Source organism: Paenibacillus hunanensis (assembly GCF_034055775.1).
Classification (GTDB): domain Bacteria; phylum Bacillota; class Bacilli; order Paenibacillales; family Paenibacillaceae; genus Saccharibacillus; species Saccharibacillus hunanensis.
The window spans coordinates 3,905,793-3,926,087 of the sequence record NZ_CP139194.1 but is presented as its reverse complement, the minus strand read 5'-3'; the positions used below and the strand labels follow the sequence as shown (position 1 = coordinate 3,926,087).

General features: G+C 46.9%; 12 protein-coding genes and 1 riboswitch. Of the genes, 8 read left to right on the top strand and 4 right to left on the bottom strand.

The window, feature by feature from the left end:
- The first annotated feature begins 260 nt into the window (after positions 1–260).
- From SK066_RS15960 to SK066_RS15950, 3 genes are all read left to right on the top strand, one after another.
- Positions 261–2,039 carry a phosphatase PAP2 family protein gene (locus SK066_RS15960; RefSeq protein ID WP_320542223.1) on the top strand — a complete coding sequence of 593 codons (1,779 nt, stop codon included), beginning with the start codon at positions 261–263 and terminating at the stop codon, positions 2,037–2,039.
- 356 nt (positions 2,040–2,395) lie between these two features.
- The gene (locus tag SK066_RS15955) at positions 2,396–2,764 is read left to right on the top strand and encodes a hypothetical protein (RefSeq protein ID WP_320542222.1); all 369 of its coding nucleotides are present in this window, start codon (positions 2,396–2,398) and stop codon (positions 2,762–2,764) included.
- Between the two features lie 457 nt (positions 2,765–3,221).
- Positions 3,222–5,384, top strand: a complete 2,163-nt coding sequence (locus SK066_RS15950) for an ATP-dependent Clp protease ATP-binding subunit (RefSeq protein WP_188773965.1) — start codon at positions 3,222–3,224, stop codon at positions 5,382–5,384.
- 460 nt (positions 5,385–5,844) lie between these two features.
- Here the strand turns inward: SK066_RS15950 and SK066_RS15945 are convergent, their stop codons facing one another.
- Complete coding sequence (locus tag SK066_RS15945) at positions 5,845–6,915, bottom strand: polysaccharide deacetylase family protein (RefSeq protein WP_320542221.1); 1,071 nt, start codon at positions 6,913–6,915, stop codon at positions 5,845–5,847.
- 151 nt (positions 6,916–7,066) lie between these two features.
- Positions 7,067–8,845, bottom strand: a complete 1,779-nt coding sequence (gene ade / locus SK066_RS15940) for an adenine deaminase (protein ID WP_320542220.1) — start codon at positions 8,843–8,845, stop codon at positions 7,067–7,069.
- Positions 8,846–9,008: 163 nt separating this feature from the next.
- Positions 9,009–9,108, bottom strand: a riboswitch (purine riboswitch).
- Positions 9,109–9,411: 303 nt separating this feature from the next.
- Between ade and SK066_RS15935 the strand changes: the two genes are divergently transcribed.
- Positions 9,412–10,836, top strand: a complete 1,425-nt coding sequence (locus SK066_RS15935) for an NAD(P)/FAD-dependent oxidoreductase (RefSeq protein WP_320542219.1) — start codon at positions 9,412–9,414, stop codon at positions 10,834–10,836.
- Positions 10,837–11,016: 180 nt separating this feature from the next.
- The gene (locus SK066_RS15930; RefSeq protein ID WP_320542218.1) at positions 11,017–11,157 is read left to right on the top strand and encodes a hypothetical protein; all 141 of its coding nucleotides are present in this window, start codon (positions 11,017–11,019) and stop codon (positions 11,155–11,157) included.
- A gap of 15 nt (positions 11,158–11,172) precedes the next feature.
- Here SK066_RS15930 and SK066_RS15925 read toward each other — a convergent pair whose 3' ends face one another.
- Positions 11,173–13,044: a GDSL-type esterase/lipase family protein gene (locus tag SK066_RS15925; RefSeq protein ID WP_320542217.1), complete on the bottom strand. Its 1,872-nt coding sequence runs from the start codon at positions 13,042–13,044 to the stop codon at positions 11,173–11,175.
- A 189-nt stretch (positions 13,045–13,233) separates the two neighbouring features.
- On the opposite strand from SK066_RS15925, the gene SK066_RS15920 reads away from it, so the two are divergent.
- Positions 13,234–15,477 (top strand): helix-turn-helix transcriptional regulator, encoded by a 2,244-nt coding sequence (locus tag SK066_RS15920; RefSeq protein ID WP_320544902.1) that lies wholly within the window; start codon positions 13,234–13,236, stop codon positions 15,475–15,477.
- A 1,031-nt stretch (positions 15,478–16,508) separates the two neighbouring features.
- On the opposite strand, the gene SK066_RS15915 is transcribed toward SK066_RS15920, so the two are convergent.
- Positions 16,509–17,393 (bottom strand): carbohydrate ABC transporter permease, encoded by an 885-nt coding sequence (locus tag SK066_RS15915; RefSeq protein WP_320542216.1) that lies wholly within the window; start codon positions 17,391–17,393, stop codon positions 16,509–16,511.
- A 370-nt stretch (positions 17,394–17,763) separates the two neighbouring features.
- Between SK066_RS15915 and SK066_RS15910 the strand changes: the two genes are divergently transcribed.
- Complete coding sequence (locus tag SK066_RS15910) at positions 17,764–18,645, top strand: ABC transporter permease (RefSeq protein ID WP_229685598.1); 882 nt, start codon at positions 17,764–17,766, stop codon at positions 18,643–18,645.
- A 66-nt stretch (positions 18,646–18,711) separates the two neighbouring features.
- Complete coding sequence (locus SK066_RS15905; RefSeq protein WP_320542215.1) at positions 18,712–20,229, top strand: extracellular solute-binding protein; 1,518 nt, start codon at positions 18,712–18,714, stop codon at positions 20,227–20,229.
- Positions 20,230–20,295 lie beyond the last annotated feature (66 nt).

The following is a 20,295-nucleotide window of genomic DNA, read 5'->3' as shown; positions in this document are numbered from 1 at the left end:
AAGATGATAGGGTGAAGTCGGCTTTATTTATCCTTTTCCAATTATAATGAGCGATAGTACAGCCACGAGGCTTGTTAGCTACGGAAAATGTACAGATCACTCTCTCATTTTATTTCTATCCTACATCCTCTACTGGTAAAATATGTGTTTGTATTGATAACAGTTAACACTACGTCAATCTTTTCCTCGCATTGCGTTAACACAGGTGCCTTATGATGTTCAAGGTGTAATTAATCGAGATCGAGGAGGACATGTACCACATGAAATTATCCAAATCAAGCGTGATCGGACTTTCCATCACTTTATCCGTCTTTTCAGGCTCCATCGGAGGTAGCTATGCCAGTGCCGCTACGTTTCCATCATCCATCACCCCGGTCAAGCCAGAATGGGGCTATGTAGTTGATACATATAAAACGAATACGAAGGATCATTCTACTCCTGATTCCAATTCGATTATCGGTACATTGTCTGGCTTTGATAAGCTGTGGACACCGGGACAGACATGGGATTCCGGTACGATGCTGAATGAGAAGCTGTTGAATCAAAATATCCAAAAGGTCATTAATATCGCTAATAAACGTACTGCTGAACAGGAGCAACGCGCGTATCTGGACGATCGTCGCAATCAGAGCTATAGCATTATGGAGGGCATGGGTAAGCTAACCGATGTGTATCGTAAGGATGCAGGAGCAACGACGACCATTACCGAGGTGCCTGCGGATGCAACGACTCAAAAACACGATGATGGTGGCAATGATGCAGGTGATCCGAACTCCAAGCTCGGTAGCGTCGTCAGTCTGGTGAAAAAGCTTCGTGGGGATTACTCCTCCAGTAATCCATCTAAAGCGTATTTTAACTATAAACGTCCATTCCGCTGGAGCCCGGAGGCTTCGGTTATTCCAACGCTCGTACCACAGATTAAGTCGGATCCAAGTACAGATGGCGGGTATCCGAGTGGTCATACTAATGCAGCCTATCTGTCTGCGATTGCGATGGCCTATGCCTATCCAGAGCGTTATCAGGAGCTGCTCACACGCGCATCGGAGCTGGGTAATGACCGTATCGTAGCGGGTATGCATTCTCCATTTGATGTGATGGGTGGACGTGTAATGGCGACAGCGCTGTCGGCGGCGATTTTGAATGATCCAGATAACAAGCAGCTCAAGCAGGAAGCTTATGCTCAGGCGCAAAAGGTGCTCAAGGATCAACAGGGTACAGCGACAGACCGTTTTAGCAATTATCAGGCGAATAAGCAAGCCTATACCGAGCGTCTGACGTATGGGTTCCCACAGATTACAGCAACTAATGAAGCAGTATCCGTTCCGAAGGGTGCTGAGGTACTGCTGGAGACACGTTTACCTTATCTGACCGATGCACAGCGTCGCTGGGTGCTGGCAACAACTGGTCTCGCTTCTGTTTATCCGGTGCTGAATGATCCAGAAGGCTGGGGACGTTTGAATCTGTTTGCAGCGGCAGATGGCTTTGGTGCTTTCCCGAATGATGTGACGGTAACGATGGATGCTGCCAAAGGCGGCTTCAATAGCAAGGATACATGGCGCAACCCGATTTCCGGTAAAGGTGGCTTGACTAAGAAGGGTAGCGGTACACTACAGCTGGCAGGGAAAAATAGCTACACTGGCGCAACTCATCTGCAAGCAGGTACACTGCAAGGTCAAAATGGCTATGCGTTCGGACGCGGCAATGTGTCGAACGAGGGCGGTGTACTGTCCGAGAAGGTAAACGGCTGGCTCGTGATCGGTGGCGATTACAAGCAAGCATCCAAAGGAACGCTGGAGCTGAATATTAGCAGCAAAAACGACCTGCTCAAAATCGATGGTACTGCAATGTATGGAGGTAAGCTAAAGCTCAATTTCACGAACGGTTACATTCCTAGCAATGGTAGCAAAATCATCATTAGCGCTCCTACAGCGAAGCATGGTCAATTCGCTTCGGTACAGGTAACGGGTCTGCCAGAGGGCTACAGTGTGAAGCCGATATACAGCAATACAAGTGTGAAGCTACAAGTCATGTCCAAGTAAGCGGCATCGTCTATTTGGATGTTTGAGAAGTAGTATGATCGATTGAATAAAGAGGCTAATTCGATCCAATGACTATTCGTCTGATCGTACGCCTATATCATCATTATCTCCCTCGTTTCATTGTAGGGATTCGCTGCTCATCCAACTAAGCTATCCTCCTGATCGTATGTCTAACCATCGGTCAGGAGGATTTTTTTGGTCGTTTTTAATATACAGGCTTGGTACACTAAGAGAAAACAAACGTACAATACATATCCACATAGCGTCACATACCAAAAACACCATAACACCAAAGCACCAAAGCACCAAAACATATCAAAACAAAGCCACACACTTACAAAAAGAGGAGAATGATAATGATGTCCTATGATAATCTGAGCTATGAGCTAACCTGCGGCAATACCACCTATTCTAACGAAAGTTTGAATGCTTCATTATTTCGTGAGCTTATCGGAGAGCTGGAGCTGTATGACTTTGTCGTGCTGGAGCCGTCAGTTCCGCTTGAAAATAGCATCTATTTACAAGCTGCTTCGCTAGAGGAAGCGGAGCAGGCGGGACAGATGGTAGTCGAGCTTCGTTTAGAGTTTAGTAAGCAGGAGTTCAGGCATTATCAACTTCTTACTCAGGATCACGATCAGATTTTGACCTTATTTCTGAATTACTGGGGCGCACAACGGCTACCGGATCTAACACATTGGCAGGATGTTAGCGATCAGTTCCAATAGAATCTCAGAAATAAGTCCCATCGCTTCTTATCCATCCATGTGAAATTCTGAACCTCTGTTAGAGGCAGATCATTTGGTTATTCCTGTTTCTACGATGTATCCATTCTATCCGGCTAAAAGGATGTATGTGTAAAATGTATGTATATATTCGAATAATGTACATCTACACTCCCATCGCATCGAATATATAAACCTGAAGGCGGCTATCCAACAAAGAGGATATCTGTCTTTTTTGTAACTATTAATAAGTTGCATACAAAAATATTACTGAAAACTATCTGTAACGTATTGACTTTATATACAGAAGAGTTATAATAGTCAAAGAAAGTCAAAGTCAGAACATATTGATCAAACATCAAACTGACCTTTTCTGATCAATAACGTTTCTGTGTAGTTGATATAGGCTTACTTAATTCGAACTTATATGGAATTCTATCCATGAAAGGGGCAATGATCGATGCGTTGTCAACATTGTAATCAACACGAAGCAACCGTAGGACTTCAATTTACAGTTAATCATAAATCGGAAAAAATGTTTCTCTGTCAGGACTGCTATGCCAAGATGAATAGCGGTGTACCTTTTAATGCAGGCTTTGGTTCGTCCGGTCAGGGCATGTCGCCACTGGATGAATTTTTCAAAGGCTTTATGCAATCTCAATCGAATCGCTCGAATGGTGCAGCAGGTCAACCGGCTGCGGGAGCTCGCACACAGACTCGCCGCGGTGGTGGCGGTATTCTGGATCAGCTCGGTCGCAATCTGAACGATGCGGCTCGCGAAGGTCGTATTGATACCGTGATCGGACGTGATGAAGAGATCGAGCGTGTGATCGAAATTCTGAATCGTCGTAACAAAAACAATCCGGTGCTGATCGGTGAACCAGGTGTCGGTAAAACAGCAATTGCAGAAGGACTGGCACTGCGTATTATTGAAGGCAAAGTACCGTCGAAGCTACTGAACAAGGAAGTCTATTCGCTGGATGTGGCTTCGCTCGTAGCTGGAACAGGTATCCGTGGACAATTTGAGGAAAAGGTAAAACAACTGATCGCTGAGCTGGAACAGCGCGATAATGTATTACTGTTCATCGATGAAATTCACCTGCTTGTAGGTGCAGGCTCTGCGGAGGGCTCGATGGATGCAGGCAATATGCTGAAGCCTGTACTGGCTCGTGGTGAGCTACAGGTGATCGGTGCGACCACATTGAAGGAGTATCGTCAGATTGAAAAGGATGCTGCGCTGGAACGCCGTTTCCAACCTGTAATGGTCGACGAGCCAACACTGGAAGAGACTGTAGCGATTCTGAATGGGCTGCGTCCAAAATATGAACAATACCACAGTGTACGTTATACCGATGAAGCAATAGCAGCCTGTGTACAGCTATCCCATCGTTATATTCAGGATCGCTTCCTGCCTGACAAAGCGATCGATTTGCTGGATGAAGCAGGTGCGAAGCTGAATCTGGCTGCATCGGCAAGTGATGATACCCAGCTGCGCAGTCGTCTGGAGCAGGTGCGTTTGGAAAAAGAGCAGGCAACTGCATCTGAGCAATATGAGCGTGCTGCTGAGCTTCGCGATGAAGAAGCAATTTTGCTGGAAAGCTTGAGCAAAGGCATTAGTGCGAGCACACCATCCGAAGTACGTACCGAGCATATTCAGCAAATTGTCGAACGCAAAACCGGTATTCCGGTCGGCAAGCTACAGCAGGATGAACAGAACAAAATGAAACATCTCGCGGCTCGTCTGGAAGGTAAAGTGATCGGTCAGCATGAGGCTGTCGAAAAAGTAGCTAAAGCGATTCGCCGTAGTCGTGCTGGCTTGAAGCAGCAAAACAAACCAATCGCTTCGTTCCTGTTTGTCGGTCCAACAGGTGTTGGTAAAACCGAGCTGTCCAAATCACTCGCTGAAGAGCTGTTCGGACAGAAGGATGCTATGATTCGTCTGGATATGAGCGAATACATGGAGAAGCATTCCGTTTCCAAATTGATCGGATCGCCTCCAGGTTATGTCGGTCATGAAGAAGCCGGTCAATTAACCGAGCGTGTACGCCGTAATCCGTACAGTATTATTTTGCTGGATGAGATTGAGAAGGCGCACCCGGATGTACAGCATATGTTCTTGCAGGTGCTGGATGATGGACGTCTGACAGATAGTCAGGGACGTACGGTAAGCTTCAAGGATACCGTCATCATTATGACCTCGAACGCAGGTATCGTGGATAAAAAGATTACCGTCGGCTTCTCTGCACCAAAAGCAGATCAGACTCGTTCGTTGCTCGATTCACTGGGTGCGTATTTCCGCCCAGAATTCCTGAACCGCTTTGATGCGATTATTCCATTTGCATCACTCAAGGAAGAGGATCTGGTACAGATCGTTGATCATATGCTGACTGATATCGAAGCCACACTGAGTGAGCAGGGCATCAGCTTGAACGTGTCCGATGAAGCGAAAAGAAAACTGTCGCAGCTCGGCTACAATCCTGCATTTGGTGCACGCCCACTCCGTCGTGTAATCCAGCAATATGTTGAGGATGGCATTACAGACCTGGTGCTGGATGACGAGAATATTCAACATATTCGTGTTGAAGTACAGGACGATACGCTTCAAGTCGTCAAAGCTAGCTAATGTCCCATGTCAACCGGATGCTGGATATAGATCAACATGAACGAATAGCTGAATGCCCGAATAGATGAACCTCTATTGCGAACGAATACGATGCAATCCGATCATATTCTTGCGATAGCCAGGATTCATTTTATAGATAAATGATCGTGTTACTGATCACCGTGAATCTATGCTAACGCTCTGCATCCCTCATGTATAGCAATAGGGGTGCAGAGGTTTATATAAAATGATTATTGATATAGATGTAATGATGAATATAAATGAAAACGAAAAAAGCACCGCCCGTTATCCTTGGGTGAATCGTAGCTACGCCAGAAGGCAAGCTACAACTTTCACGCATGGAGTATACGGAGCGGTGCTTTTTTGTTGTATTGTATACGGTTCTTCACTTTGCTTATCGACAGCGTGATACGTCACGATGATGCTTCATTGTAGGCTTCCAATCTTTGGCGTGTAGCTCTTACTTATGATGCACACCGACCGAACGGATATCCTCACGTCCACTATGCTGTACTGCATCCGGCAAGTACAGATTATGCCCAGGCTGTTTGTTTTCCCAATAGATCGAGGCAAACAGACGCTGTGGACTTACGAGTGGTGAGCCTCCGTTAATACGAGGAATCGCATAAGGATCATCGTTGCGAGAAGCCAGACCGAGTGTTGTTGTGAAGGCATACTTGATGCCTGCATCCTTTACAACCTCCTGTACTTCTGGAGTGTACAGACCGTATGGATAAGCAAAAGTATCCACAGGACGCTTGTTCAGCGATTTCAATTGATCGATACAGCTAGCCAGATCACCACTAATACGAGCCAGATAAGTTCCCGGTGATTCCGTTACTCCATCCGTAACGAGTGGAGCGGTAAGTGCATCTGTCGTTTCGCTTGTTTTGTAATGCAGGTGATTCGTATGAGGCTGCACCTCGGTGTTCGGGTCAGCAGCGAGCATGCTCTGAATCTCCTGGCGCGTCATATGCGGGGTGTACACCATCGCCTTTTTGCTAAAATCGCCTGTAATCACGAAGCTAACTCCCGAGATGCCACGTTCCTTCATAATCGGATAGGCTGTCGTATAAAAGTTCTCATACCCATCATCAAATGTGACCAGAACTGCATTTTCCGGTATGGGAGCGCCCTCCATAAAGGAACGGAACTGCTCCAGGGTAATAAAATTCATTCCTTTTGAACGTAAGAAATCAAGCTGAGCTGCGAACAAGTCAGGCGTAATAATATCGCCGCCCTTTTCCGTTGAGCTCATATCGTGATACATGAGTACCGCGACATGATCGTCATACAGCTTTGTTTTCGGAATATTGTTGAATTGCTCTACAGGTGGTAGCTCATCTTCCGACAGTGGTGCGGGTGGAGAAGAAGCGTGATGCTGTGATGCAGGTGATTCGGCTTCTGATCGAGTCTCTGTACCGAATACCTGCTTCAAAGGGCCGTTGTCCAGATACAATGCGAGAAAAACAGCCGCTCCACCCACAATAAATGCGCCTAACGTGAGTAGTAGTGTTTTAAGCCATACCATTATTGCATTCCCCTTTGATCGTTGTGATAGGAAAGTTTCTTAGATGTATATCGGTTAAGCGATCGGCTGAGATTAGAGAAGAATGCAACTCTAATAGGAAAATGTAAAATATTTACTTATCATGATATGACCAGCTGGATTCTACTCTATGTTATGTCTGCGGCAGGGAATGAGACTGCTCTATCGCTTCTACAGAAATATGCCGACCCGCTGCAAAATCAAACAATCCCAGATCGGTGAGCTTGAGTGTCGGGATGACAGGCAGAGCTAGAAAAGATAGCGTCAGGAATGGATCAAAATGCTGCGCTGCTCCGATATGCTGAAGCGCCTGCCGAAGCTGCCCCAGTTGCATATACACTTGCTCATAAGGAAGCTCGGATAATAACCCGCCAATCGATAATGGCAGTGAAGCAAGCACCTGCTCGCCATCAATAACCGCGAGTCCACCACCTAGCTCGGTTACATGACGGATAGCTAGCAACAGCTCTTCATCCGATGCGCCCGCCGCAATCAGATTATGCGAATCATGGGCGACCGTGGATACAATCGCACCGCGCTTTAGCTGGAAGCCCTTCACAATGGCGCGTCCGATATGACCGGTTGCTTGATGACGCTCTGCGACAACGAGCTTGAGTAGATCGCGCTCCACGGATGGTGCAAAATGACCGTTGACGATATCCGCTTGCTCTATCGCATGCCTTGTAACGATCGATTGTGGAATAACTTCAATGACATTGCATCGCTCTGAGCTGAGCGATAAAGCAAGATGATCGGCTTCAAGTGGCGTCATATGACAGCTTGACAATGCCGCTGTATGGGTGGAGTTGGATAGCGTTGTAGTAGGGAATGCAGCTTTCTGCAATTGGCGCTCTATAACTACAGGACGTCCTTGCTTGTATACACTGTGAATAGTCAGCTCTTCCAGATGATCGAGCAGCACCAGATCGGCGATATAGCCGGGAGCAATCGCACCGCGATCGCGTAAGCCGAAGCATTCTGCTGTGTTCAATGTTGCCATCTGAATCGCGGTAACTGGTGGCAGTCCATAACGGATGGCGAGTCGCACATTGTGATCCACACTGCCCTCATCCAGTAGATCATCCGTTAATTTATCATCGGTCACAAACACACATCGACGTGCATTATAGGGAGTAACCGCAGGTAGGATCGCTTCCAGATCTCGGGTCGCTGTCCCTTCGCGGATCATCACATACATTCCGAGCGCAAGCCGTTGCTTCGCTTCCTCTGCATTAATACATTCATGATCGGTACGAATACCAGCCGCAGCATACACATCAAGCTGATCGGCAGCAATACCAGCTGCATGCCCATCGATTCGTTTGCCATGTGCATGGGCGGAAGCTAGCTTCTCGACCATGCCAGGCTCTGCTCCTGCGAGTGCCCCATAATCCATAACCTCTGCCAGACCGAGCACACGCGGATGGCTATAAAATGGCTCCAAATCCTCTGCGGTTAGACGTGCAGCACAGCTCTCGAAGGGAGTCGCAGGCACGCAGGACGGAAGCATCACAAATTGATCCATAGGTAAGCGTTCGGATTGCTCCAGCATATAACGGATACCTTCAACTCCAGCGACACTACCGATCTCATGCGGATCCGTAATCACACTAGTAACGCCATGCTGAAGGACGACTCTGGCAAATTCCTTTGGCGATAGGAGCGAGCTCTCGATATGCACATGACCATCAATCAGACCGGGAATAATCCATTTTCCACTAGCATCCACAATTTCCTTGCCTTCATAGCTTCCGATCCCGGCGATCATCCCGTCTATGATAGCGATATCTGCTACGGTGATCTCTCCGCTGAATACATTGACTATTTGCCCGCCGCGAATAACAAGATCGGCAGGACGATGATGGGCAGAAACCTCGATTCTACGTGTTAAAGCAGCTTGATTCCATTGCATAGCACACACTCCTCTGACAGAAATTAGTTTGTTTCACTGGCTGTCATGCTGGATGGCGATAACGGGATAAGCAGCATTTTCGAAGGGATGACATACGCATGAGCGAGCTGGTAATGTCCATTTCGAATACAAAAATCCCAATCACAAAAAAATGCATGACAGACAGACGACAGCATTTTTTCGTAATCAGGATTTTACGGTTCCTGGTAGAGACCCCCGGCCCATATCATCGGGGTTATACGAAAGACGGTTATTGAATAAATTAGGATTATTTTAGAGGAAACTATGAGGCTTGGCAAGAGGTGAGTTATTTTTTATTACATCAAAACGAGGTTCATTCGTTGTATGGTACAAATCTATCATTTAATTTTGGATGACATGACAATAAAATTAACATATACTATCGAAAATAAAATGAATATCGCTATAATAGGAATAATTCATAACAAGAAAAATTCATTCTATGATTGGATGATCCTTATTTACAGATTAAATATGTTATTTAATATGACATATAAATATAATCGCATGTCTAACAGATGCTATAAGCGAAAGGTATGAGGGATATGAGTCTAGAAGCGTTGAATGCACGAGTGAAACAGGATCTGGCTTATTTGGCTTATGGTGGTGCAGATTGGGTACGTCCGGTTGAACATCCAGAGGGTCATGTATATGATGTGGTCGTTATAGGTGGCGGTCAAAGTGGGCTTGCCGCAGCATTTGGGCTATTACGTGAGCGGATATCGAATATCCTCGTACTGGATGAAAATACAGAAGGGCTGGAAGGCCCGTGGGAAACATATGCACGAATGGTTACTCTGCGCACACCCAAGCATCTGACTTCGGTTGATCTGGGCATTCCTTCGCTGACGTTTCGTTCCTGGTGGGAAGCGCAGACCGGGCAGGAGGGCTGGGAAAAGGTAGATAAAATTCCGCGTGGAGATTGGATGAATTATTTACGCTGGTATCGTCAGGTGCTGAACCTGCCTGTAGTCAATGAGACGACATTGAAGCTAATCGAGCCGCTGGAGCAAGGGGTTCATCGCTTGCATCTAGGGGGGGCTGGCGCTCCGTCTCCAACATTATTAGCACGCAAGGTGGTGCTGGCTACAGGAATTCAAGGTGGTGGAGAATGGCATGTTCCACCTATGATTGCTGATCGTCTGCCTGCTCATCTGTATGCACACACCTCCAAGCCGATCGATTTTGACCGTTTAAAAGGGAAAAAGATCGCGGTATTAGGTGGAGGAGCTTCAGCTTTTGACAATGCGAACTATGCGCTGACTGAAGGCGTTGCAGAAGCACATGTATTTGTACGACGGGAAGTGCTGCCAAGTGTGAACCCGATTCGGCAAATGGAAGTGTCCGGTATGATCGAGCGTTTCCACGCATTGAATGATGAGGAGAAGTATACAGCGATCTCCCATTTCTTCAAGTTCAATCAGCCGCCGACAAATGATACGTTTGAACGCGCCGCGGCATGGCCGGGCTTCCAGCTGCATCTCGGTTCGCCATGGTTGAATGTAGAACAGCACGGTGAGGGAGCGATCGTAACCACGCCGCATGGACAATTTTATTTTGACTTCCTGATCGTAAGTACAGGGCTGCTCAGTGATCCGGGGCTTCGTCCAGAGCTACAGCTTGTAGCCGAGCATATTGCACGCTGGAAGGATCGTTATAATGCACCTGCGGAAATGGCTAATGAATTGCTGGATGCGCATCCGTACTTGAGCCCTGGGTTTGCTTTTCAGAGTCGGAGTGAGCAGGGGGAGAAGCTGCTGCACGGTCTGTTTGTGTTCAATTACTCCGCGCTTGCTAGCTGCGGACTATCGGCTTCCGCGATCTCGGGTACGAAAAATGCAGTACCTAAGCTGGTGACGGCGGTAGCGGATCAGTTATTTTTGGATGATAAGCAGGAAATTCTGAGTCGCTTCCTGGCGTACAATGAACCGGAATTTGTAGGTCGCTGGCCGAAGGTGGCACAGGTTTAATGTAGGCGTTATAGTGATAGAAAGTGATATACAGATGTACAAGCCGTATCGGAGCTGTATTGCTGGATATGAAATAAAACAGGGTTGTCTTGCTTGCGTCTGATCGCGAAGTAAGGCAACCCTGTTTATTATGGTGCAGTGCAAAATTAAGCTTGATTAATTTAGAAGTAAACCACACCATTGAGCAGTCGCAGTCGCAGTCGCAGTCGCAGTCGCAGTCGCAGTCGCAGTCGCAGTCGCAGTCGCAGTCGCAGTCGCAGTCGCAGTCGCAGTCGCAGTCGCAGTCGCAGTCGCAGTCGTGAATATGCTGCTGTTATCTAGTTTGCTGTGCAGGAGTCAATATGAATTAGCGGTTGAAGGATCTCTTTCCGGTAATAGCAGCTTTGCTAATTCCTGTAGCTGTGCGTGCTGACGGATCGCATCAGCGGCGAGCCCGGCAATTCGCTGTGCGCCCTGCTCGGAAAAGTGAGTGTTATCACTAATGCCGTCTGGATAATTCGGATGCGCGCCTGCGCGAAGGTGCATGAATAAGTATGCAGATTCTTTTTCGCCCAGTTCACGATATACCTGCTGGCTGCACTGGAACAAATCCACGAGTGGGGTATCGGTTTCGCTAGCTACCGCACGCATCGCTTCAGGATATGCTCCAAGTGCCCGTGGATCAAGCTGTCCATTTTCCAGATATAGACGGCGACTAACCGAAGTTAGCAGTACGGGAAATGCACCTTTTCCACGTACTGTATCAATATATTGTCGTAGAAAATTAGGATAAGCCTGCTCGGGGTCAGCATAGCGAGCGGGATCTTCTATTTTACTATCATTATGCCCAAATTGAATAAACAAATAATCGCCAGCTTGGAGCTGGTCTGCGATATATTGCAGTCTTCCCTCTGCTATAAAAGAGCGTGTACTTCGTCCATTGATCGCATGATTATGGATGATTATATCAGGCTGCATATAGCTAGCTAAATATTCGCCCCAGCCACTCATCGGCTTCTCGGTTGCCCCCTTGATCGCAGCAGTCGAGTCGCCTGCGATATGGATGGCCGGAAAAAGAGTTTCAGATTTTGCTGGTATATGCACCTGCGCATTTGTATACTTGTCCGAAGCCGAAGCCGAAGCCGAAGCCGAAGCCGAAGCCGAAGCCGAATTCGCTAATACTGTTTCATCCACATACCCATGACGCTGTAGCCAGCTGGCAGCAAGGTCTGTCCAAGCACCGCAATAAGGATGACCCTCAGCCAAACCCAGACCATGACGACCCTGCTCGAATACATGTAACTCATGCTCAATACCTGCGGCGGTTAATGCACCTGCCATCGACAGACTATTTTGCACAGGTACACTGGCATCGTCTGCGCTTGACCAGATGAAGGTGGGTGGAGTACGTTCATCGACCTGACAATCTGGTGAATACTGACAGATGTGTTCCGCACGATATGAATCTCCAAGTAAGTGCTGTCTACTTCCCTGATGGGTATAAGGCTCGCTCATCGTAATGACCGGATACGCAAGCATCAATAGATGAGGACGGATCGCACCGAGTGTAGCTGTCATTGCAGCTAGATGTCCACCCGCCGAAAAGCCTATTAATCCGATCTGATCAGGAAGAACCTTCCAGCCAATCTCCGGTCGCTGCTGTTGGGCAGCTTGCAGGGCAGCCTCGACCTGCTCGATAAGTAGATTTGGCTCAATCGATTCGATCAAATGTGCCTGCGTTTTGGTTGGAGAGACTGAATCGGCATCCGAAGCCGTTTCCATCGTAGGGGCTTGTACAGCATTATGCCCTGTCTCTTTTACATCTGATTCTGCCTGTTCTGTATAGTCAGATTGTGTATGATAATGTAGCACAGCAGCATGAATACCCAGTCCGTTGAGCCAACGAGCAATCGGCGCACCCTCATGCTCTGCCAGGTGATGATATCCACCACCAGGTAATACAACGATACACGGACGCGCTGTAGCCTTTGTGTCATGGACAGGATAGAGCACGAATGAGACAGGTTTGGTGCTGCGAGTATCGGAAACGCCTGGTTGATTCGCTGACATTGTAGAGTTACGGATGAGGGAATGAGGCTGTTGTGAGGCTTGAGCTTCGTGTGATAGCTCTGTGCTAGAGTAGGATGCACTTCTGCTATCAAAGGTCTGTATAAAACGGTTGCTGTCTACACTTGCTTGCCCATCCAATGTAATATGCAAAATCGACATCAATTTCAGCTCCTTTGCCGGATAATGGTAAGAACGAATAAAATTTATTACGAATGGAAACTATTTTTGTTAAACAAATCCTTAACATCCATAATATGAAAAGGGTATAATAGTTCTTGTCCACTGTAATAGACTCACGCATAATAAAGAGAAGCATAGAGATAATGACGGAACCAATGGGGGAAAATGATGAACAAAGGGATTATGTTTTATAAAATATTTATTCCTATTCTGGTGCTTGGCATTGGTTTGTCGATCAGCTTCGGTATCTACATCTATTTCAGCACGGTGCGCTCTGTTACAGATAGCATCGCGACGAACAAGCAGACCTACATGATGCAAATGCGCAACAATCTGGAGCAAAAGATACGCACTATTGAATACGCTTTCAATACATATAGCACAACCAGCTCATTTAGTGAAGTCGTGAAGAATCCGATTACAGAACGTGATTTTATCGCTTATCGGGATGTGAACACCCAGCTTAATTATATTGCCACGATGGGATTGGATGGTGCCACCTATTCGTTAATCAGCCTCAATCAGAACTGGCAAATTTCCAGCGGACGATTAACTCATCTGACCGCTCCACAGCGTCAGCAGCTGTATCGGCAATATGTTGATAGTCAGGATCAGAGTCTATTCTGGGTGAAAACAGATTCGGGTATTCGCTTTGTGAACACATTGCCTGTATTCTCTACACGCAAGCAGGCGATTGCATTGTCGGATATTTCCGCAGCCACCTTAAATCGGACGCTGCATACCGAGGATAACTCGCCTGTATTTATTTTAAATCGGCAGGGCGAGCTGATGTACGATACAGGCGATAATGCGAGCATACTGGCGAATCAACAGGTGCGAGAGCTGCCGGGTACGATCGGTAATGAGCAGGCAGTCGGTATGCTGACGCTGAACAATGATGCGAATAAGCCAGCACAGCTCATTTATGCCAAATCTGCGTATAACAACTGGGTCTATTTCACAGTGCTTGATCCATCCGAAATCGCAGCCGCTCTGCAAACGACTCGTTATGGTCTGATTGCGATTGAGCTGGTGCTCATTTTGCTCATTACGATGGTCGCTTATGGAATCGCGCTGTATTTTACTAAGCCTATTCAGCAGATTCGTCACAGCCTTCCCACCGCTGCCCATGTGCAGTCGAAGAATGAGATCGAATGGATTCTATCGTCCATCAATCATATTTTGACGGAAAAGCAAAGTCTTGAAACGTTGATCGAAGCGGAGCAGCCGCAGCTAGAGACACAGCTAGTGCTGAATCTGTTCCGCAACCGAATTAAGGCGGATGAGCTGGACGGTCAATTGGAGCGTCTGGGCTATACGGGGCTGGATGGACGTCATTATGTGACCATGCTCATACAGCTCGATAGTCTAGGGAAACGCAGTATTGCTGATCGAGATGTGCTCATGCTTGCGATGAACAAAATTGCCGAGGAGCTTATTCCAGCCGAGCAACGGCTATTGCCTATCATTTTGAACGATGATACGCAGGCGACTATTTTGATGTTCTCCGATATGAATGAGCAGGAGATTCGCAAGCAGGTAATCGCCTATGCCAAGCTGATGGTGCGTAGCGTGCGTGACTATCTCAAGCTGTCGATTAGCGTAGGCATCAGCCGGACGTATGATAGCCTGCTATCGAGTAAAGAAGCGGTAGAGATGAGCAAGCAGGCGCTACATCAACGACTCAATCTAGGCAAGGAATCGATTATCTTTTACGAGGATATCTCCAATGTCGTCTCTGGACCCGTTCTGCTGCATTATCCGACCGAGCTGGAAGCCAAACTATTTGATGGGATTCGACTGGGCGACGAAGAGCAGGTATCGGCGAGTCTGTATCCGCTGATGGCAGAGTTTATGAAGAAAAGTCGCCATTCGATGGATCTGGAGGTTATGCTCGTTCGACTCGTTAACAACCTGATTCAACTGGAGCAGCTGCTCGGTCTGGAGGTGCTGCTGACAAGGGATAATCAGGCACTGTACCACCGTTTGCTAAGCATCCGGAATCCAGAGGAAATTGAGCGTATTCTGGTCGAGCAGGTTATTTTCCCAATGGTGCGCAGCATGAAGGAGAAGACGAGTGAGCAATTCCGCTGCCTGTCCGAGACGATTGCGGATATTGTACGTCAGGAATACGATCGTGAGCTATCCCTTGAGATGATCGGCGATCGCCTGCACTATAATCCGAACTATTTGAGCAGTATTTTCAAAAAGGAATATGGCACCACGTTCAGCGACTACCTCATGAGCTACCGTCTGGAAATGGCGAAAAAATGGCTGACCGAAACCGATCAGACCATCAAAGAAATCGCCGAGCGACTGCAATATCATAACCCACAGAACTTCATCCGCTCCTTCCGCAAAAAAGAACAGGTTACGCCAGGAACATATCGAAAAATGCGTCAGATGACTTGAACTTACGCCTGCAAACGTCTGGTGGATGGAAGGTTACACCACTCCGGGAAGGAATAAGGGGACGGGACTCCGGTGGAGCCGCGGGAATCTTTTGGAATGGGAATACATGAAGATTCCCGCCCCTCCAAGGTCGCCCTTTCCCCTTATTTCCTTCCCTCCGTTCCGTGCACCTTGCATCCAAATGAGTTTGCATGCCTATTAGTTCATTGAGCATGAAAGGTAGTAACAAACTAAACAAAACAACATGAAATACTTTTTAGTTGTGCTATTGAAATTGGAAATTGTGATCATCCGGTATTGTACACCAGCTGTGTACTGCCGGATGATGTTTTATAAAGGGTCGTATCCGTAAGTAGCAGATACTAAGATAAGTCTAGGCTGGTGATCAATGTTTATTAAAAGAAATGGATTGCTTGAAAGATAAAAGGCATGCAATGGCTCATAAGTGGTGAGTGTGCTTAGTAAACAGCAGGTATTGGAAGGCAAATAACGTTACTCTATTCGTTTAGAAGTAGAAACGAAGGGAGAACGTAATAAATGTTATATGACTCCCCAATGAATCTGCTGCTGTTACGAAGTGCATTTTATGAGGCTATACATTACAGTATCTTTTGAACATTAAAGACTACTCACAAGTCGTAGCCAAGCTTCAAAGCTGCCAAATTCACTATTTGACTTTGTACATCAACTTTTCAGAATCAGGCAGTTGCAGTTGCAGTTGCAGTTGCAGTTGCAGTTGCAGTTGCAGTTGCAGTTGCAGTTGCAGTTGCAGTTGCAGTTGCAGTTTCGATTGCGTGTGCGCAAATACTTATGTTGCGTGCAGCACAGAACGCAGGAAAGGAGATAAGGGGAAAAGACGACTTTTGAGCGCGGGAATCTACATTTCATCAAATTTCGTAGATTCCTGCGCGATACGGGAGTCTGTCCCCTTATTCCTTTTCGGAGTGGTGTACCTTGCCCACAAAAATGTAATTCCCAGTGAACAAGCTGTCTCTGTTGTCACACCCAATCCAATCTACACCCACTGAGCATCAGCCCTTCACTGCACCCAGCAAAGCACCTTTCGTAAAATGCTTCTGCACAAAAGGATAAGCGATCAGCATCGGCACCGTAGCCACCACAATAACCGCCATCTTAATCGTCTGTGCTGGCGGAATGACATCCACAGAGCTGCCCTCTGCCTGCATACCGCTTGATACGATAACGATCTGACGCAGCAATACCTGAATCGGCCATTTGGTCGAATCGTTCAAATACAGAATCGCATTCATATACGTGTTCCAATACGTAACGGCATAGAATAGGGAGATCGTTGCAATCGAAGGCAGCGCCAGCGGAAGCATGATTTTGAAAAATACACCAAAATCATTACAGCCATCAATCTTCGCGGATTCCTCCAGACTTTCCGGTAACGCCTGGAAGAAGTTGCGCATAATAATGAGGTTAAATGCATTGATCGCAACTGGCAGGATCATCGACCAGTAGGAGTCGATCAGACCTACACTTTTAACGATGAGGAAGGTTGGGATCATACCGCCGCTGAATAGCATCGAGAATACGACAATAAAGTTAATAGCATTACGTCCAGCCAGATACTTACGGGATAGCCCATACGCCATGAATGCGGTCAGCGCCATACTGACGAATGTGCCGACTAGCGTTGTACCGATCGACACACCCAGGCCTTTAAAAATCGTTGGCGTGGATAAAATGTAGCGATACGCATCCAATGAAAAAGTAGTCGGAAACAAAATGAACTTTTTCGATACGACCTCCTGAGTAGAAGCGAATGAGCTGGCGATAACGTTTACAAAAGGCAGCAGACAGGCAAGAGCAATCAGGATCAATAAAGTGTTATTTACAATGGTGAAAATCTTACTTCCTATCGTTGTGTCTTTGCGAAGTGTCTGTTCCATGCAGGTGAACCTCCTTAGTCATCTTATACCTCTTCACTGTACCAGCCGCCTGGTGTTCCGTATATAATCAGGTCTCCAGATCATGGGCGAAATGGCAGCAGAATCTCGTATAATCATTAGCTCACAGCGTAATCATCAGCTAAGATCCAATATGGAAAAACGTTGATATATCAGCATTTTGCAAACGCTATCACGAGATGATTATATACGGAATGGACAGTGTGTTCTAAGCTTAGTCACGTAAGCGAGAATGTGCAAAGGAGGCTGCGAGCCGGTGAAGATGTCGAACGAAATTAAAATGTCCGATGCTGCCGCACTAGGGCTGGAACAAGAGAAAAAGGCGGTCAAAAAGAAGGGTCACTTCGGAATCATGCGTAACAAATTTTTGTATCTAATGATTTTGCCTGGCTTCATTTATTTTGTTATTTTCAAGTATTTACCGATGGGTGGCCTGATCATTTCATTTCAGGATTATCAGCCATATCTCGGTATCTCCGACAGCCCCTGGGTAGGTATGAAGCATTTTATTCGTTTGTTCACCGAACCCACCTTTTTTATGCTATTAAGTAATACGCTCATCTTATTTGCGCTCAACATCGTAATCTTCTTTCCCTTACCGATTATACTGGCGCTCATGCTCAATGAAGTACGACATCGGTATTTTAAAAATGCGATCCAGACGATTATCTACATTCCTCACTTTATGTCCTGGGTAATTATCGTTTCCATTACTTATGTATTTCTCACCGTCGACGGTGGTGTGGTGAATGAAATGCTGGCAGCGATCGGATTACCGAAGATCAGCTTCCTGACCTCACCGGAATGGCTGCGCACGATGTATATGGCACAGATCATCTGGAAAGAGCTGGGCTGGTCGACGATCATCTATCTGGCAGCGATCACTGTCGTGGATACACAATTATATGAAGCAGCGGAGATGGACGGTGCGGGACGCTGGCGCAAAACATGGCACGTCACCCTGCCAGCGATTCGTCCGGTTATTATCACACTGCTCATTCTGAAAATCGGTAGCACGCTGGATCTCGGCTTTGAGCATATGTACCTGCTGCTCAACTCGCTCAACCGCGAAGTCGCTGAAATCTTCGATACGTATATTTACACGGCCGGTTTGAAAAATGGACAGCTCAGCTTTAGTACCGCAGTCGGCTTGTTCAAAGGATTGGTCGGTCTTGTTCTGATCATGCTAGCGAACCGCCTGGCTAAGAAGTTCGGCGAAGACGGCGTATATTAAGCCATTTCATGTAGATAACGCACATTTCAACTTCGAGTACATTCCAATTCAAAGGGGGATTAGGGTATGAAATTGAAAACGAAAAAGAGATGGAATCTGGCACTGGTCGCAAGTCTTGCGCTTGCTACTGTACTCTCTGGCTGTGGCAACGGTAGTGAAGCGGATGCGAATCAAACTTATGATCCAAACTCCAAGCTGGAATTCACCTGGCTGAACATTTTGCATACCGCCTCACCGCCAACCGATGTGATTAAGAACAAGCTAGAGGAGTATACGAACTCAAAAATCAACTTTAGCTGGGTACCGGATGCTTCGAAGGAGGAGCGTATTACGACCGCGCTGGCTTCCGGTCAGCTTGCCGATGTAGTGACGATCACGATGATGACCAACTCGACGGTGCGTAACTCACTCAAGTCCGGTCTGTTCTGGGATGTAGGCCCATATCTCGATAGCTATCCGAATCTGAAAAAGATTCCGCAGGAGGTACGTACTGCCGCTTCGATCGAAGGGCATCTGTACGGTGTACCTTTCCAGAAAAACATGGCTCGCTCCGGTCTGATCCTACGTAAGGATTGGCTCGATAAGCTTGGTTTGGAAGTACCGAAAACGCTGGACGAGCTGTACAATGTTGCACGTGCCTTTACCGAGGATGACCCGGATGGCAATGGTAAAAATGATACGACTGGATTCGGCGATCGTTCCGATCTGCGGTACAGCAGCTTCAAAACACTCAGCTCCTACTTTGGTACGCCCAATGGCTGGGCAGTGGATGCAAATGGCAAATTCACACCGGAGTTCGATACACCGCAATATATGGAGACACTGAAATACTCTCACAAGCTGTATGAGAATGGCTATCTGACCCGCGACTTTGCGGTGACGGCGAAGACTGATCAGCAGCAGCAATTTGCACAGGGACGTACAGGCATTTATACCGGTATGGTCGATATTTCCAGTCTGGAAAATATGTCACAGGGTTTGCAGAAGGGAATGGAGCTGGTGCCAGTGAACAAAATTTCCAATGGCGACGGCAAATACCATGTATGGTCGGAAGGTAGCGGTGTAGGCGGATTGCTTGCATTCCCAAAATCCGAGGTCAAATCGGAAGCTGAGTTGAAGCGTCTGCTACAATTTGTAGATAAGCTGCTGGATAAGGAAGCATTTATGTACATGACTGGTGGGATCGAAGGCGAGCATTACAAGATCGATGAAGATGGTTCGTTCAAAATTATTAATCAGGATAAATGGCAAGCTGATGTACAACCATTCGCTGCTTCTCGTCCAAGTGAAGTGACGTATAAGCTCAAGGACTCCAACCCACGTAAGCAAATGGCGAATGAACTCATTCAGGAAAATGATCAGTACGCAGTGCTTGATCCAACCGTACCACTTGATTCGCAGACGAATAATGAACAGGGAACCGAGCTGCAAAAGATCGTTACGGACGCGACCTTCCGCTACATCATGGGCGAGCTGGATGATGAAGGCTTCAAGCAAGCCGTACAGAGCTGGAAGGATGCTGGCGGAACACGTATTACGGAAGAATATGAAGCCGCTTACAAAACGAGCCAGGGCAAGTCATAACGCTTCATCCATTCATACTAAATCATACCGACTCATAATCAATCAGAGCCAGACTAGATTCGTCTT